General features: G+C 72.1%; 16 protein-coding genes. 9 read left to right on the top strand and 7 right to left on the bottom strand.

Annotated features, from left to right (window positions below; all coding sequences use genetic code 11):
* Window positions 1-62: 62 nt before the first annotated feature.
* The 4 genes from MKW14_RS26240 to MKW14_RS26225 are packed head-to-tail and all read left to right on the top strand — an operon-like array spanning window position 63 to window position 4,135.
* Window positions 63-1,049, top strand: a complete 987-nt coding sequence (locus MKW14_RS26240) for an ABC transporter permease (RefSeq protein ID WP_240865995.1) — start codon at window positions 63-65, stop codon at window positions 1,047-1,049.
* The gene (locus MKW14_RS26235; protein WP_240865994.1) at window positions 1,042-1,962 is read left to right on the top strand and encodes an ABC transporter permease; all 921 of its coding nucleotides are present in this window, start codon (window positions 1,042-1,044) and stop codon (window positions 1,960-1,962) included. Before MKW14_RS26240 ends, MKW14_RS26235 begins: the two co-directional genes overlap by 8 nt.
* Entirely contained in the window at window positions 1,959-3,065 is a 1,107-nt protein-coding gene (locus MKW14_RS26230) for an ABC transporter ATP-binding protein (RefSeq protein WP_240865992.1), read from the top strand. Before MKW14_RS26235 ends, MKW14_RS26230 begins: the two co-directional genes overlap by 4 nt.
* Window positions 3,062-4,135: an ABC transporter ATP-binding protein gene (locus tag MKW14_RS26225; RefSeq protein ID WP_240865989.1), complete on the top strand. Its 1,074-nt coding sequence runs from the start codon at window positions 3,062-3,064 to the stop codon at window positions 4,133-4,135. The genes MKW14_RS26230 and MKW14_RS26225 overlap by 4 nt, the downstream gene beginning before the upstream one ends.
* Here the strand turns inward: MKW14_RS26225 and MKW14_RS26220 are convergent.
* The 3 genes from MKW14_RS26220 to MKW14_RS26210 all read right to left on the bottom strand — a co-directional run bounded on the left by MKW14_RS26220 (window position 4,108) and on the right by MKW14_RS26210 (window position 7,288).
* The gene (locus MKW14_RS26220) at window positions 4,108-5,163 is read right to left on the bottom strand and encodes a protein kinase family protein (RefSeq protein WP_240865984.1); all 1,056 of its coding nucleotides are present in this window, start codon (window positions 5,161-5,163) and stop codon (window positions 4,108-4,110) included. The genes MKW14_RS26225 and MKW14_RS26220 overlap by 28 nt on opposite strands.
* Before the next feature lie 11 nt (window positions 5,164-5,174).
* A complete protein-coding gene (locus tag MKW14_RS26215; RefSeq protein WP_240865982.1) occupies window positions 5,175-5,870 on the bottom strand; it encodes an MBL fold metallo-hydrolase in 696 nt (231 codons plus the stop codon).
* A gap of 62 nt (window positions 5,871-5,932) precedes the next feature.
* Entirely contained in the window at window positions 5,933-7,288 is a 1,356-nt protein-coding gene (locus MKW14_RS26210) for a dipeptidase (RefSeq protein ID WP_240865980.1), read from the bottom strand.
* A gap of 131 nt (window positions 7,289-7,419) precedes the next feature.
* Here MKW14_RS26210 and MKW14_RS26205 point away from each other — a divergent pair, with 131 nt between their 5' ends.
* Window positions 7,420-8,685: a geranylgeranyl reductase family protein gene (locus tag MKW14_RS26205; RefSeq protein ID WP_240865978.1), complete on the top strand. Its 1,266-nt coding sequence runs from the start codon at window positions 7,420-7,422 to the stop codon at window positions 8,683-8,685.
* On the opposite strand, the gene MKW14_RS26200 is transcribed toward MKW14_RS26205, so the two are convergent.
* Window positions 8,675-9,124 carry a nitroreductase family deazaflavin-dependent oxidoreductase gene (locus tag MKW14_RS26200; protein WP_240865976.1) on the bottom strand — a complete coding sequence of 150 codons (450 nt, stop codon included), beginning with the start codon at window positions 9,122-9,124 and terminating at the stop codon, window positions 8,675-8,677. The two genes, MKW14_RS26205 and MKW14_RS26200, sit on opposite strands and share 11 nt — an antisense overlap.
* Before the next feature lie 195 nt (window positions 9,125-9,319).
* Here MKW14_RS26200 and MKW14_RS26195 point away from each other — a divergent pair, with 195 nt between their 5' ends.
* The 3 genes from MKW14_RS26195 (at window position 9,320) to MKW14_RS26185 (ending at window position 12,069) form a co-directional block, all read left to right on the top strand.
* Window positions 9,320-10,000: a TetR/AcrR family transcriptional regulator gene (locus MKW14_RS26195; RefSeq protein ID WP_240865974.1), complete on the top strand. Its 681-nt coding sequence runs from the start codon at window positions 9,320-9,322 to the stop codon at window positions 9,998-10,000.
* 180 nt (window positions 10,001-10,180) lie between these two features.
* Window positions 10,181-11,407 (top strand): sensor histidine kinase, encoded by a 1,227-nt coding sequence (locus MKW14_RS26190; protein WP_240865969.1) that lies wholly within the window; start codon window positions 10,181-10,183, stop codon window positions 11,405-11,407.
* Window positions 11,404-12,069 carry a response regulator gene (locus MKW14_RS26185; RefSeq protein ID WP_240865964.1) on the top strand — a complete coding sequence of 222 codons (666 nt, stop codon included), beginning with the start codon at window positions 11,404-11,406 and terminating at the stop codon, window positions 12,067-12,069. The genes MKW14_RS26190 and MKW14_RS26185 overlap by 4 nt, the downstream gene beginning before the upstream one ends.
* Here the strand turns inward: MKW14_RS26185 and MKW14_RS26180 are convergent.
* Entirely contained in the window at window positions 12,030-12,314 is a 285-nt protein-coding gene (locus MKW14_RS26180; protein ID WP_240865963.1) for a DUF6332 family protein, read from the bottom strand. The two genes, MKW14_RS26185 and MKW14_RS26180, sit on opposite strands and share 40 nt — an antisense overlap.
* A 71-nt stretch (window positions 12,315-12,385) precedes the next feature.
* Window positions 12,386-13,867: an MFS transporter gene (locus tag MKW14_RS26175; protein ID WP_240865961.1), complete on the bottom strand. Its 1,482-nt coding sequence runs from the start codon at window positions 13,865-13,867 to the stop codon at window positions 12,386-12,388.
* A gap of 85 nt (window positions 13,868-13,952) precedes the next feature.
* Between MKW14_RS26175 and MKW14_RS26170 the strand changes: the two genes are divergently transcribed.
* The gene (locus MKW14_RS26170; protein ID WP_240865958.1) at window positions 13,953-14,333 is read left to right on the top strand and encodes a MarR family winged helix-turn-helix transcriptional regulator; all 381 of its coding nucleotides are present in this window, start codon (window positions 13,953-13,955) and stop codon (window positions 14,331-14,333) included.
* Here the strand turns inward: MKW14_RS26170 and MKW14_RS26165 are convergent.
* Window positions 14,320-15,060: a maleylpyruvate isomerase family mycothiol-dependent enzyme gene (locus tag MKW14_RS26165; protein WP_240865954.1), complete on the bottom strand. Its 741-nt coding sequence runs from the start codon at window positions 15,058-15,060 to the stop codon at window positions 14,320-14,322. The two genes, MKW14_RS26170 and MKW14_RS26165, sit on opposite strands and share 14 nt — an antisense overlap.
* Window positions 15,061-15,205 lie beyond the last annotated feature (145 nt).

Here is a 15,205-nt window from a genome sequence, read left to right as displayed (position 1 = left end):
GCGGACGGGAACCCGACCGCCGGCCCCCCGACGCAAGCCCCCCGGACGCGAGAGAAGTCCGCATGCTCGCCTACACCGTGCGCCGCATCCTCGTCTCGATCCCCGTCCTCATCGCCTCGACGTTCATCGTGTTCCTGGTCGTCGTCAACGCCGGCGACCCGGTCGCCAACTTCGCCACCTCCCGGCAGCCCCCGCCCAGCAAGGCCGCCGTCGCCGCCTTCGCCCGGCACATCCACGCCAACGAGCCGGCCGTGCAGCGCTACTGGAACTGGATCACCGGCGTGCTGCACGGCGACTGGGGCCCGTCCGTGCAGCCCAACCTCGACATCGGACACGACCTGTTCACCCGCTTCCGGGTGACCGTGACCCTGGTCGCCTCCGCCATGATCATCGCCCTGGTCCTCGCCGTGATCTTCGGTGTGTTCAGCGCGCTGCGCCAGTACTCGGCCGCCGACTACACCATCACCTTCTTCGGCTTCCTCTTCCTCGCCATGCCGGTGTTCTGGTTCGCGGTCCTGCTCAAGCAGGCGGGGATCTGGTTCAACGAACAGACCGGCAGCCAGTTCCTCGGCACCATCGGGGAGAAGTCGCCGTACCTCCCGGTCGACACCACCTGGAACGAGTTCACCGACCGCATCGGCCACCTCGTGCTGCCCACCATCACCCTCGCCCTGGTCTCCTTCGCCTCCTGGACCCGCTACACCCGCGCCTCGATGCTGGAGGTCATGGGCAGCGACTACGTCCGGCTCGCCCGCGCCAAGGGGCTGCGCCGCGGCACGGTCATGGTGCGGCACGCGCTGCGCACCGCGCTCATCCCGCTGGCCACCGTCACCGCGCTCGACGTCGCGATCATCCTCGGCGGCGCGGTGATCACGGAGACGATCTTCCAGTGGCACGGCATGGGGGAGATGCTCGTCCAGTCCGCCAGCACCGTCGACGTCTACCGCACCATGGCCTGGCTGCTGCTCTCCGCCGTCGTCGTCATCGGGTTCAACCTCGTCGCCGATCTCCTCTACGCCGTACTCGACCCGAGGATCCGCTATGACTGACATCGAGGCACCCGGGTCGGCCGGCACCCAACTACCGCCCAGCGACCACGAGTTCACGGTACGGCAGCGCAGCCAGACCCGGCTGGTGCTGCGCCGCTTCCTCCGGCACCGGGCCGCCATGGTCAGCCTCGTGGTCTTCGTGCTGATCCTGCTGTGGGCGTTCATCGGCCCGCACCTGTGGCACTACTCGTACCGCAAGTACACCCCGGACAATTCCCAACCGCCCTCCTGGAAACACCCGTTCGGCACCGACTCCTCCGGCTACGACGCCTACGCCCAGGTCATGCGGGGCACCCAGACCTCGCTGAAGATCGCCATCCTGATCGCGCTGGGCTCCACCTTCGTCGGCGCGGTCTGGGGCGCCGTCGCGGGCTTCTACCGGGGCTTCGTCGACGCGGTGATGATGCGCGTCGCCGATCTGGTGCTGACCCTGCCGCTGTTCGCGATCGCCTTGGTGATCTCCTCCCGCAGCGGCGGTTCCTGGTACTGGATAGCCGCCGTGATCGCCGGTCTGACCTGGGCGTACGTGTCCCGGGTGGTGCGCTCGACGGTGCTGTCGCTGCGGGAGAAGGAGTTCGTGGAGGCCGCGAAGGCGCTGGGCGCCTCGGACGCCCGGATCATCTTCCGGCACCTGCTGCCGAACTCGCTCGGCCCGATCATCGTCAACGCGACCGTGCTGGTGGCCACCGGCATCCTCACCGAGACGGCCCTGTCCTTCGTCGGCTTCGGCGTCCAACCGCCGGACACCTCGCTGGGGTTGCTGGTCTCCCAGGCGCAGACGGCCGTCGACACCCGGCCCTGGCTCTTCTACATCCCCGGCGCGTTCATCATCGCCATCGCCCTGACCATCAACTTCATCGGCGACGGCTTGCGCGACGCCTTCGACCCCCGGCAGCAAAGGGTGCGACAGTGACGGTCATCGGCAAGGGCGAGGAGTCCGGCGCGGTCCTCGAAGTGGAGGACCTGAGTGTGGAGTTCCCCACCGAGGACGGAATCGTACGGGCCGTGCGCGGCGTCGGCTACCGGCTCGACCGCGGTGACTCCCTCGGCATCGTCGGCGAGTCCGGCTCCGGGAAGTCGGTCACCGCGCTCGCCGTGATGGGCCTGCTGCCGGCCACCGCCCGGGTGCGCGGCTCGGTCCGCTTCGAGGGGACGGAACTGCTCGGCCTGTCCGACGCCCGGCTGTCGGACCTGCGCGGCAGCGGCATCGCGATGATCTTCCAGGACCCGATGACCTCCCTCAACCCGGTCTACTCGGTCGGCTACCAGATCGCCGAGACGCTACGACGGCACAACCCCGGCCTGAAGTCACGCCAGGCCCGCGAACGCGCCGTCGACCTGCTCGGCACCGTCGGCATCCCCAGCCCCGAACGGCGCGTCGACAGCTACCCGCACGAACTCTCCGGCGGTATGCGCCAGCGCGTCGTCATCGCCATCGCCATGGCCAACGACCCCGACGTGATCATCGCCGACGAACCGACCACCGCCCTCGACGTCACCGTCCAGGCGCAGATCCTCGACGCCCTGGAGACCGCCCGCGCCGAGACCGGTGCCGCCCTGGTCCTCATCACCCACGACCTGGGCGTGGTCGCCGGCCACTGCGACCGGGTCGGTGTCATGTACGCGGGCCGCATGGTGGAGACCGGCTCGGTCGAGGACATCTTCTACACCCCGCGCATGCCCTACACCCTCGGTCTGCTCGGCTCCCTGCCCCGCCTGGACCGGGAGGAGGAACGCCTGACCCCGATCACCGGCTCCCCGCCCTCCCTGCTGAACCTGCCGCCCGGCTGCCCCTTCGCCCCGCGCTGCCCCATGCGCCGGGACGTCTGCGACAACACCGAACCCGCGCTGCGCAAGGCCGGGCACGAACTGCACCTGAGCGCCTGCCACTTCGCCGACGAACTCGCGGGCACCGGTGCCGCGGAGGTCTTCGACGCCATCGGCGCCGACTCCGAGGCACTGGCCCGCTTCGCCGACACGACCGCCCCGACCAACGCCGAGGAGGACACCGTATGAGCGCCCCCGCGCGGGCCACCGCCACGCCACTGCCGCCGCTGCCCGGGCACGGCGGCACCGGCGAACCGGTCCTCCAGGTCCGCGACCTCGTCAAGCACTTCCCGGTGATGTCCCGCGGTGTGGTGCGCCGCCGCGTCGGCGAGGTCCACGCGGTGTGCGGGGTCTCCTTCGACCTGTTCGAGAACGAGACCCTCGGGCTGGTCGGGGAGTCCGGCTCCGGCAAGACGACCACCGCCCGCACGATCCTGGGCCTGGAGTCCGCCACCTCCGGCCAGGTCCGTTACCGGGGCACCGAACTCACCGCGCTCAGCAGACGCCGGATGCGCCCGCTCCGCCGCGAATTGCAGATCGTCTTCCAGGACCCCTACGCCTCCCTCGACCCCCGCATCACCGTCCACGAGATCGTCGCCGAACCCCTGCGCATCCACGGCCGTTACGGCGACGGGGGCGGGAAGGAGGTACGCGAACTGCTGCGTCTGGTCGGCCTCAACCCCGAGCACGGCAACCGCTACGCCCACGAGTTCTCCGGCGGTCAGCGTCAACGCATCGGCATAGCAAGGGCGTTGGCGCTGCGTCCCCGGGTCGTCGTGCTGGACGAGCCGGTGTCGGCGCTCGACGTGTCCATCCAGGCGGGCGTGCTCAACCTGCTCATGGACCTGCAGAACGAGCTGGGCCTGTCGTTCCTCTTCGTCGCCCACGACCTGTCGGTGATGCGCCATGTGGCGGGCCGGGTGGCCGTGATGTATCTGGGCCGGCTCGTCGAGATCGCCCCCGCGCGCCGCCTGTTCGCCGCACCGGCCCACCCGTACACACAGGCCCTGGTCTCGGCCATCCCGCTCCCGGACCCGCGCAAGGAGCGCGCCCGTAAACGCATCCTGGTCCAGGGGGACGTGCCGAGCCCGGTCCGTCCCCCCAGCGGCTGCCGCTTCCGCACCCGCTGCCCCAAGTTCGCGAACCAGCTGACGGAGAGCGAGCGCACGGCCTGTGTCGAGGAGGTTCCGGCGCTGGTCGACCGGGGCGGCGGGAACCCGGTCGCCTGCCACTACGCGGAGAACGTGGAGCTGTTGTAGGCGAGACGGAGTTCCTCGTACGGGTAGGGGGTGAGCCTGCTGTCGGTCCGCAGCCGGCCGAGGAAGCCGTTGAAGACGGCGGTGAGCGTCGCGTCCCGGGCGATGATCGCGGCGGCGGCCTCGGGGACGCCGTCTGCGTGCGCCCCGACCGCGCAGGCCCGTACGAAGGCCTCCCGCTCCTGCCGGTCGTAGCCGTACAGGGCGGTGACGAGCCAGTTGACCAGGTACGCCCGGGAGTAGACGAGGTCGTAGTCGCGGTGCCGGTCGAAGAAGGCGCGTTCCTGCCGGGCGAGCCGGAAGCGGGGGCCGAAGGCGAGGCCGTGGTCGGAGAGGTAGAACTGCTCGCCGTCGGTGACGATGTTCTGGAAGTGGACGTCGAAATGCAGGAGTTCACGGTCCCGGAGGAAGGCGGTCACCGCACGCAGCCACTCGTCCACGCGGGCGCAGATCCGATCGGCCTCCCCGGTACGCACGCGTGCGTCGAACCAGTCGTGGAGGGTGTGCGGGAAGTACTCCAGGAACAGGGTGAGGCTCGAGGCCGCCGTGCGCAGGGCGTCGAGGCGCTCGCGCACCTGGGGTGAGCCGCCCCAGTACGCGACCGTCCCCTCCACGTCGGCCAGTTCCTCGGGAAGCGGCTGCACGGCGTCCGGCAGCACCCGCCAGTGGTGCAGCAGCGGGAACCCCGGGAAGCGGTCGGCCAGCACCCAGTTCGTCGTCATGGCGTGCGCGGCCAGTTCCCGCCAGGCGCCGAAGCCCGGGCTGCGGCCGGTGCCGTAGTGGCAGCCCGGCGGCAGATTGAAGAGGTTCTGGGTGGAGCGCGCGTTCTCGGGCCGCAGCTCGACGTCGGTGACCGGCACCCGCTTCACGAACACCCGCCGGCCCGCCACCTCGACCAGCGTCGAGCGTCCGCCGATCCCCACGCCGAGGGGCGTGCCCGACTCGACGAGGTCCGCCAGTTCGCGGTCGCCGAGCAGGGACAGGGCGGTGGCGATCTCGGCGTGAGCGGTACGGCGTGCTGCGGAGGACATGCCCTCCATGGTCAGGGTGACAGCGGGTACCTGTCCGCCGATCGGCGAAGTGCGGTGGCCGCGTGGCCGATCACCGGATCGCCGTGCCCGAAGCAGGCCGTGTCGGAGTCGAGCCCCGCGAGACGGTGGAAGGACCTCACGGCGCGGGCCCGGTCGAGGTTGAAGACGCCGAGCATCAGCGTGCCGTCGACCGGGGCTGCGGCGACCGCGTCCCCGGTGAACAGCACACGGTGGCGCGGAAGATGGAGCGCGATGCTGCCGTCGGTGTGACCGGGTACGTGGACGACGTGCGCGCCGCCGCCGAAGTCGAGGACGTCACCGTCACACAGTTCGCTCACCTTCGCCGGGCGCGGCCAGGGAACGCGGGGGAGTCGCCGGACCGCCTGCGCATGCAGCGGGCGCTCCCAGTCCTGCAACACCGGGGGCGGCTCCGGGAGTTCGCCCCGTACGACGGGCGCGTCCAGATGGTGGGCGAGTACTTCCGCGCCGCACCCCGCGGCCACCTCGCCCGCGCCGCCCACGTGATCCTCGTGGAAGTGGGTCAGCACGATCCGCCGTAGTCCGCCGCAGGCCATCGCGACGGCCGCCGCCGAGCCCGGCGGGCCCGCGTCGATCAGCGTCAGCTCGTCGCCGTCGCGCCACAGATACGCCTGGCCGACAGGGAAGCGGAGGAGACGGAGGCGGGGGAGAAGCTCGACGACGTCCATGGGGCCGACCGTAGAAGGGCCCCCGCCCGGCGGCGAGGGCCCTCGGCTGTCGGCAGAGCGGCTCAGCTCGCCGCGTAATTGCGCAGGAACAGCGCCTCCGCGACCGACAGGCGCTCCAGCTCTTCGGGCGACACGCTCTCGTTGACCGCGTGGATCTGGGCCTCCGGCTCGCTCAGGCCGATCAGCAGGATCTCCGCGTCGGGGTAGAGGGAGGCGAGGGTGTTGCACAGCGGGATGGAGCCGCCCTGACCGGCGTACTGCATCCGCGCGCCCGGGTAGGCGACCGCCATGGCCTCGGCCATCGCCGCGTACGCCGGGCTGGTCGTGTCGGCGCTGAAGGGCTGGCCCTGGCCGACCTGCTCGACGCTCACCCGGGCGCCCCACGGGGTGTGGGCCTCGATGTGGGCCTGCAGCAGCTTGGTCGCCTCGGCCGCGTCCACGCCCGGCGGGACGCGCAGGCTGACCAGCGCGCGGGCACCGGCCTGCACGGACGGGGTGGCGCCGACCACGGGCGGGCAGTCGATGCCGAGGACGGTGACGGCGGGGCGTGCCCAGATGCGGTCGGCGACGGTGCCCGAACCGATCAGCTCGACACCGTCGAGCACCTTGGCGTCCCGGCGGAACTGCTCCTCGTCGTACTGCAGCCCCTCCCACCGGTTCTCGGCGGTCAGCCCGTCCACGGTCGTCGAGCCGTCCTCCGCGCGCAGCGAGTCGAGGACGCGGATCAGCGCGGCCAGCGCGTCGGGGGCGGCGCCGCCGAACTGGCCGGAGTGCAGATTGCCCTCCAGGGTGTCCATCTGGATGCGGACCATGGTCATGCCGCGCAGGGTGGAGGTGACCGTCGGCAGCCCGGCGCGGAAGTTGCCCGCGTCGCCGATGACGACGGTGTCGGCGGCGAGCAGCTCCGGGTGCTCCTCGGCGTACCGCTCGAGACCGCCCATGCCCATCTCCTCCGAACCCTCGGCGATCACCTTGACGTGCACCGGGACGCCGCCGTTCGCCTTGAGGGCGCGCAGCGCGAGCAGGTGCATGATCACGCCGCCCTTGCAGTCGGCGGCTCCGCGTCCGTACCAGCGGCCGTCCCGCTCGGTCAGTTCGAACGGCGGCGTCGTCCAGGCCGACTCGTCCAGCGGCGGCTGCACGTCGTAGTGGGCGTAGAGCAGCACGGTCCTGGCGCCCTCCGGGCCCGGCAGGCAGCCGTAGACGGACTGCGTGCCGTCGGGGGTGTCGAACACCGCCACGTCCTGGAACCCCTCGGCGCGCAGGGCGCCGGCGACCCAGTTCGCGGCGCCCTCGCTCTCACTGCGGGGGAACTGGTCGAAGTCCGCCACCGACTTGAAGGCCACCAGCTCCGCGAGCTCGCTCTGGGCCCGCGGCATCAGCGAGGCGACGGTCTCGGCGACCGATTTCGACGACATGGGCACGCTCCTCGTGGGTGCGACGTTGTACGTGTGGATAGGGGGATCCTCCCACAGTGGCCTGCGGTGACGTCCGCCGTAGGATGCGGGGGACAGGTGCGGCCTAGCCTTGATCGGAGCAGCGGACCATCGTGAGCGGCGACAACTCTTCGGCGGACGACGTGCAGCGGGTGTGGGACGTCGTCGTGGTGGGCGCGGGACCCGCGGGGGCTTCGGCCGCCTATGCGGCGGCGGTCGCGGGGCGGCGCGTGCTGTTGCTGGAGAAGGCCGAGCTGCCCCGTTACAAGACGTGCGGCGGCGGCATCATCGGCCCCTCGCGCGACGCGCTGCCGCCCGGTTTCGAGCTGCCCTTCCGGGACCGGGTGCACGCGGTCACCTTCTCCAACAACGGCCGCTTCACCCGCACCCGTCGCTCCAAGCAGATGCTGTTCGGGCTGATCAACCGGCCGGAGTTCGACCAGCAGCTGGTGGAGCACGCCCAGAAGGCGGGCGCCGAGCTGCGCACGGGCGTCACCGTGCAGCGGGTCGAGCAGCACGGCTCGGCGGTGCCGGACCGGCGCACGGTCGCGGTGGTCCTGCAGGGCGGGGAGACGCTGCTCGCGCGGGCCGTCGTCGGCGCGGACGGCAGCGCCAGCCGGATAGGGGCGCACGTCGGGGTCAAGCTCGACCAGGTCGACCTCGGTCTGGAGGCGGAGATCCCGGTGCCGGAGACGGTCGCCGAGGACTGGCGGGGGCGGGTGCTGATCGACTGGGGGCCGATTCCGGGCAGTTACGGCTGGGTGTTCCCCAAGGGGGACACACTGACGGTCGGTGTGATCTCCGCGCGGGGCGAAGGCGCGGCCACCAAGCGGTACTTGGAGGAGTTCGTCGGCCGGCTCGGGCTCGCCGGTTTCGAGCCCAGCATCTCCTCGGGGCATCTGACCCGGTGCCGGGCCGACGACTCCCCGCTGTCGCGGGGGCGGGTGCTGGTGTGCGGGGACGCGGCGGGCCTGCTGGAGCCGTGGACGCGCGAGGGCATCTCGTTCGCGCTGCGCTCGGGCCGGCTGGCCGGCGAGTGGGCGGTGCGGATCGCCGAGGCGCACGACGCGGTGGACGCCCGGCGCCAGGCGCTGAACTACGCGTTCGCGATCAAGGCGGGGCTCGGCGTCGAGATGAGCGTCGGCAAGCGCATGCTGATGGCCTTCGAACGCCGGCCGGGCCTCTTCCACGCGGCGCTGACGGGTTTCCGCCCCGCGTGGAAGGCGTTCAAGGAGATCACGCAGGGAGCGACGTCCCTGGGCGAGCTCGTCCGAACCCACCCCTTCGCCCAGCGGGCCCTGACCGCCCTGGACCGCCGACCGGTGCCCGCCGAGCCGGCGGAGCCCACGGAGCCGGAGCCCACCGAGGTCAGCTCCTGACGGTGATCCGGAAGACCGGGTGGTCGGGGGCGATGCGGCGCAGGTCGGTGTCGGGGGAGTCGGGGCCGACGCCCTTGAAGAAGACGCCCACCTCGGCCTTCCAGCGCTTGAGGTAGGCCCGCAGCAGCGGGACCTTGTCGTCGTCGGCGACCTCGGTGGCGGTGAAGACGTCCACGTGCTTGCCCAGACGCAGCTCGCCGCCGCCGGCCGCGCGCATGTTGTGCGTCCACTGGACGTGGCCGCGCGGGGCGAGCAGGTACTGCTGTCCGTCCACGACCAGCAGGTTGACGGGGGTGGTGCGCCACTCGCCGCTCTTGCGGCCGCGGACCGCGAGGACCCGGGAGCCCCAGATGCTGATGCCGCGGCGGGTCATCCAGGCGACGGCGCGGTTGAGGACGTTGACGGTGAACCAGCCGGGCTTCTGGACGTGCGTGGACATGGGGACCCCCATCGTGGAGTGGAGCGGAGTGGAGCGGAGCGGGCGAAGAGAGCGCCGCTCGCTTTTGTGAGCACTGCTCTCGCTTGATGAAGAGTCTGCACCCGATCGGCGATCCATTGCAAGAGCAGTGCTCTCTTTTTTGTGCACCGCTCACGTCTGTGTGCACTGCTCTTGTTTCATGGAACACTGGCCCCCATGAGCACCGCACACAGCGCCCGCGCCCGAGCCAGGATCGAAGTCACCGCCGCCATCAAGGACGAGGCGCGCAGACAACTGGCCGCGGAGGGTGCCGCCAAGCTCTCGCTGCGAGCCGTGGCCCGTGAGCTCGGCATGGTCTCCTCCGCCCTCTACCGCTACTTCCCCAGCCGCGACGACCTGCTGACCGCGCTCATCATCGACGCCTACGACGCGCTCGGCGAGGCCGCCGAAGCGGTGCGCGACAACGCCACCCAGCCGGTCGAACGCTGGATCGCCGTCTGCGAGGCGGTACGCGCCTGGTCCCTCGCACACCCCCACGAGTACGCCCTGATCTACGGCTCCCCGGTCCCCGGCTACACCGCCCCCGACACCACCGTCCAGCCCGCCGCCCGCGTGGGGCTCGTCCTCATCGGCATCGTCCGCGACGCCATCAGGGGACCGGGCGTGACCTTCCCCCCACTTCCCGCCGAACTGCGCCCCGAGGCCGAGCGCCTCGCCGCCGACATCGCCCCCGACCTCCCGCCGGAGGTGTCGCCGGCCCTGGCCGCGGCCTGGGCGCAGCTCTTCGGCCTGGTCGGCTTCGAGCTGTTCGGCCAGTTCAACCGGGTCGTCGAGGACCGGGAGTCCTTCTTCCGGCACGCGGCGGGGCAGCTCGCGCGGGGGGTGGGGCTGCGGTGAGCGCGGCCGGTCGGGGGCGCCGAGGGCCACCAGGGTGCGGCCGCCGCCCGCGAGGGCGTGCAAAGCAGCCGTACCTGGGCCGTGTCGGCGTCCCGGGGTGGACGTACTTCCCGGGGAGTACCCGTGATCACCCCGCCCGGCTGACGCTCGTGCGGCCCGCGGGCGTCTAGCGTGGCGGGCATGGAGGAGCAGCAGGTGCGCGGGGCCGGGCCGCCGTGGCGGTGGCGGCACGGGCCGCCGTGGCCGGGGCGTGGCGGCGAGGAGCGGGGAGCGCGGTGGCCGTGGCGGTCCACCGTCGTGGTCACCGCCATCGTCCTCGTCGGCACCCACTTCGCGGCCCACCAGCAGCACGGCACGCGCGCCTCGCTCGACGTCTTCGCGCGCGTGCTGCTGCTCGTCGCGTCGGGTCTGCTCCTGTGGCGGCGGCGCCACCCCGTCCTGGTCGTCTTCGGTACGGCGGCGACCGTCCTGGTGTATCTCGGCGCCGGATATCCCTACGGGCCGGTCTTCCTCACCGTGGTCGTGGCGTGCTTCGGCGCCGTCGTCGCCGGGCACCGGCGGGCCGCCTGGGCGGCGCTGGCGATGCTGTGGGCCGGGCGCATGCTGGTGGCGCACTGGCTGTACCGCTGGCTTCCGCCCTCCGGCGACTCGGCGGCCTCCTGGGCGAGCGAGGGGGTGATCGCCGCGTGGGTGGTGGCGGTCGTCGCGCTGGCCGAACTCACCCGCACCCGGCGCGAGCAGTGGGCCCGCGAGCGCGCCGAGCGGGCCCAGGCGGCCCGGCGCCGGGCCGACGAGGAGCGGCTGCGGATCGCCCGCGAGCTGCACGACGTCCTCGCGCACAGCATCTCGGTGATCAACGTCCAGGCCGGCGTCGGCCTCGCCCTCCTCGACAGCGACCCCGAGCAGGCCCGCACCGCGCTCACCACCATCAAGGCCGCCAGCAAGGAGGCCCTCGGCGAGGTCCGCCAGGTCCTCGACACGCTCCGCGCCCCCGGAGACGCCCCGCGTGCCCCCGCCCCCGGCCTGGACCGGCTCCCCGAACTGGTGCGGCAGGCGGCGAGCGCGGGACTGACCGTCGACGTCCAAGGGGCCCCGCCCCGCCTCGCGCCCGGCACGGATCTCGCCGCCTTCCGCATCGTCCAGGAGGCGCTCACCAATGTCGTACGGCACTCCGGTTCGCGCCACGCGCGCGTGCGCCTCGAGCACGACCCCCGGACGCTGCGGCTGCGCATCGACGACGACGGGCCCGCGACCGGCGCGGAAGCGGGCGGCAGCGGCAACGGGCTGGCCGGGATGCGGGAGCGGGCCGCCGCGCTCGATGGCACGATCGAGGCGGGCCCGCGTCCCGACGGGGGCTTCCGGGTGCTCGCCGAACTGCCCCTGCGGACCAAGGAGGACGACCGGTGATCCGCGTACTGCTCGCCGACGACCAGTCACTGGTACGGGCCGGCTTCAAGGCGCTGCTGGACGCGCAGCCGGACATCGAGGTGGCCGGCGAGGCCGCCGACGGCGCGGAGGCGGTGCGCGGGGTCCGCGAACTGCGCCCGGACGTCGTCCTGATGGACATCCGCATGCCCGCCCTGGACGGACTGGCCGCCACCCGCGAGATCAACGCGGACCCGGCGCTGCGGGACGTGAAGGTGGTCATGCTGACCACCTTCGAACTCGACGAGTACGTCTTCGAGGCGATCCGCTCGGGTGCCTCCGGCTTCCTGGTCAAGGACACGGAACCGGACGAACTCCTGCGCGCCGTCAGAGCGGTGGTCGAGGGCGACGCACTGCTGTCCCCCGGGGTCACCCGCCGGCTGATCGCGGAGTTCGCCGCACGTTCCAAGGAGCCCGCGGCCGCCGACGCCCTCGCCCAGTTGACCGAGCGGGAGCGGGAGGTGATGGCCCTGGTCGGCATCGGCCTGTCCAACGAGGAGATCGCCCGCCGCCTGGTCGTCAGCCCCCTGACCGCGAAGACCCACGTCAGCCGCGCGATGGTCAAGCTGGGCGCCCGCGACCGGGCCCAACTGGTCGTCCTGGCCTACGAGTCGGGGTTGGTGCGGCCGGGCTGGCTGGGCTGAGTCCCCCGCCGGAACCGCACCAGGACACTCACGACCCGGACGACGAAGACGATCGGCGCGAGCGTCAGGCCCACCCGCAGCAGCACCGCCGACAGCAGCGCGGGCAGGTCGAAGAGCAACGCCGGACCGGCGACCGCCCCGAAGACCACCGCCGCCGCGAACACCGCGCTCACCAGCGCGTACCCGACCTCCACGATCGTCTCGTCCTGCTCGGCCTTGTTGCGCCGTCCCCCGTGACCGTCCATCCGTCCAGTACACAGCCGTGCGCCCGGCGGGGCAAGCAACTCCCGCCAGGCGCACGCACAAAGACGTTCGTCTAGTCGCGCACAGGCACGCGCTCCACCTCCAGGGAGGTGGACCTGGCGACCACGACCGACTGCTGCCCACGGCGCGTGCGCAGGCCCGTGAGCGTGATCAGCAGGCCGGCCACCGCGACCCCCGTGACGACCATGAAACCGGGCCGGTAGCTGTCCAACACGGCCTGCACGGTGGCGTGTTCGGGGACGTTGGCGGTCACCACGGCCGTCACCACGGCCAGGAAGATCGCGCCGCCCACCTGCACCGAGGTGTTGAGCAGCCCGGAGACCATGCCCTGCTCGTGGTCCTCGACCCCGTTGGTGGCCTGGATGTTGAGCGAGGGGAAGACCAGCGCGCAGGCCGCGCCGATCAGCAGCATGGTGGGCAGGACGACGGCCGCGTACACCGGGTCGAGGTTGATGCGCAGGAACAGCGCGTACCCGACGACCATCAGCGCGAAGCCCGCCGCGATCAGCCGCTGGGTGCCGAACCGGTCGACTACGGAGCCGACCTTCGTCGAGGACACGGCGACCAGCGCGCCCGCGGGCAGGAAGGCCAGCGCGGTGTGCAGGGCCGACCAGCCCAGCAGGGACTGCATGTACAGCGTGGTCAGGAACTGGAAGCCGACGTACGAGCCGAAGAAGGCCACCGCGCCGAGCTGGGCGCGGATCTGGCTGCCGGAGCGCAGCACGGCCAGGCGGATCAGCGGGCCGGGCGAGCGCCGCTCGACCAGGACGAACACGGTGAGCAGGACGGCGACCGCGAGGAAGGACAGCAGCGTGCGGGCCGAGGCCCAGCCGGCCTGCGGCGCCTGGACGACGGTGAACACCAGCAGCAGCATCGACGCGGTGCCGATGACGGCGCCGGGGACGTCGTAACCCTTGTGGTCCTTCTCCCGTTCGCTGCGCGGCAGCAGCTTCAGGCCCGCCAGCAGCGCGATCAGGGCGATGGGCGCGGGCAGCAGCATGGTCAGGCGCCAACTCGCCTCGGTGAGCAGGCCGGAGAGGACCAGGCCCATGGAGAAGCCGGTGGCGGCGCAGGTGGTGTAGATGGACAGGGCGCGGTTGCGCAGCGGGCCCTCGGCGAAGGTCGTGGTGATGATCGACAGGCCGGCCGGCGCGGTGAAGGCGGCGCTCAGGCCCTTGATGAAGCGGCTGGCGATCAGCAGCGGACCCGAGTCGACGAGGCCGCCGAGCAGTGAGGCGAGGGCGAAGACACCGAGGGCGACCAGGAAGACCTGACGCCGGCCGAGCAGGTCGGCGGTGCGTCCGCCGAGGAGCAGCAGTCCGCCGTAGCCCAGGATGTAGCCGCTGACGATCCACTGCAGGGTCGAGGTGGACAGGTGGAGGTCGGAGCCGATGGACGGCAGGGCGACGCCGACCATCGAGACGTCCAGGGCGTCCAGGAACATCGCGGCGCAGAGCACCAGCAGGGTGCCCCACAACCGGGGGGTCCAGCGGACGGTCGAGGCGTCCGCGGAGGTGGTGAGCGGAGAGGTCATGCCGGAGACACTACATGCGTATGCATCGAATGCAAACGCATTTAATTCCGATGCAATGAATCCGGTTCTCTGCTACGGTGCGCGGATGGCGGCGAAGAACCCCGAGCAGGAGCTCGTGGACCAGTGGCGGGACATCCTGGCGCTCCATGCGCGCACCCAGTGCGAACTGGACCGCGCACTGCACCAACACGGCCTGTGCGCCAGCGACTTCGAGGTGCTGGACGTGCTGTCGGGTGAGTCGTGTGCCTACCGCGTCCAGGAGATCGCCGAGCGCGTCCACCTCAGCCAGAGCGCGCTGTCCCGGCTCATCGCCCGGCTGGAGAAGGACCGCCTCGTGGAGCGCGCGATGTGCCCCGAGGACCGGCGGGGCGTCCGGGTCGCCCTCACGGAGAAGGGGCGCGCGCTGCACGGCGCGGTACTGCCGGTGCAGCGCGCGGTGCTGACCCGGATGCTCAGCTCCAGGTGACGGCGGACCTCTCCCGCCACAGCGCGGCGACGGAGGCGTCCCCGCTCACGCCCGGAAACGCCTGCCGGTTCCACAGTGCCGCGTACAACCGCTCGGCGGGCCCGGCCACTTCGCAGTCGGCGGCGCCTTCCGCGCCCCGCACGGTCACCGGCGGCTCCTGAGACAGCCGTACGGTCCACACCGCGCCGTCCGTGTCCGTCGCCCGCACCCGCAGCACCCGGGGCGTGTCGCTGCGGACCTTGCTCCTGGTGCGGGCGTGGAAGCCGCACAGCAGCTCGTCGATGCCGTCCGCCGCGAAGTGGGCCGGGATCCCGGACGGCGTGCCGCCCCGCGCGGACTCGGCGTCGAGCCGGTGCACGGTCGTCTCGTGCGCCTGCCGCCGGGCCCAGAACGCCAGCGGCGACGGCGCGGGCAGAAAGTGCCAGCACTCCACCCCGGGCGGGGCGGAGGCGAGGGTGTCGACGAGATACCGGTGCCCCTCCCGGAACCAGGCCAGCAACGCGTCCCCGTCGAGGTCGGGCAGCCCGCCGTCGGGGTGGTACGAGGTGTGTCCCTCGGCGACGAAGGCGGCCGCCCACCGGTGCACCATCCCGGTGTGCCGCACCAGGTCCCGCACCTGCCAGTCCGGACACGTCGGCACCTTGGCGTCGGTCCCGGCCGCCTCGGCGGCGGCCGCCAGCAGCAGCCCCTCCCGGTCGAGGATCTCCACGAACTCGGCTGTCTCCATGGGGTGAGTGTGCCGGACGGCGCGACGACCGGACCACCGCACAGGTCGGCCGTTTGTGCGAAGCGCATGCGGGTGGCCGGGCGGCGGCCGATGATGAGGAGGACCCGGCCGTCACGCCCGCCGAGCCCAGGAGGCCGATACCGTC

This window comes from Streptomyces gilvus (assembly GCF_022513565.1).
In the GTDB taxonomy this organism is placed as follows: domain Bacteria; phylum Actinomycetota; class Actinomycetes; order Streptomycetales; family Streptomycetaceae; genus Streptomyces; species Streptomyces gilvus.
The sequence above is the reverse complement of the archived record's forward strand: the minus strand, read 5'-3'. Positions and strand labels throughout refer to the sequence as shown.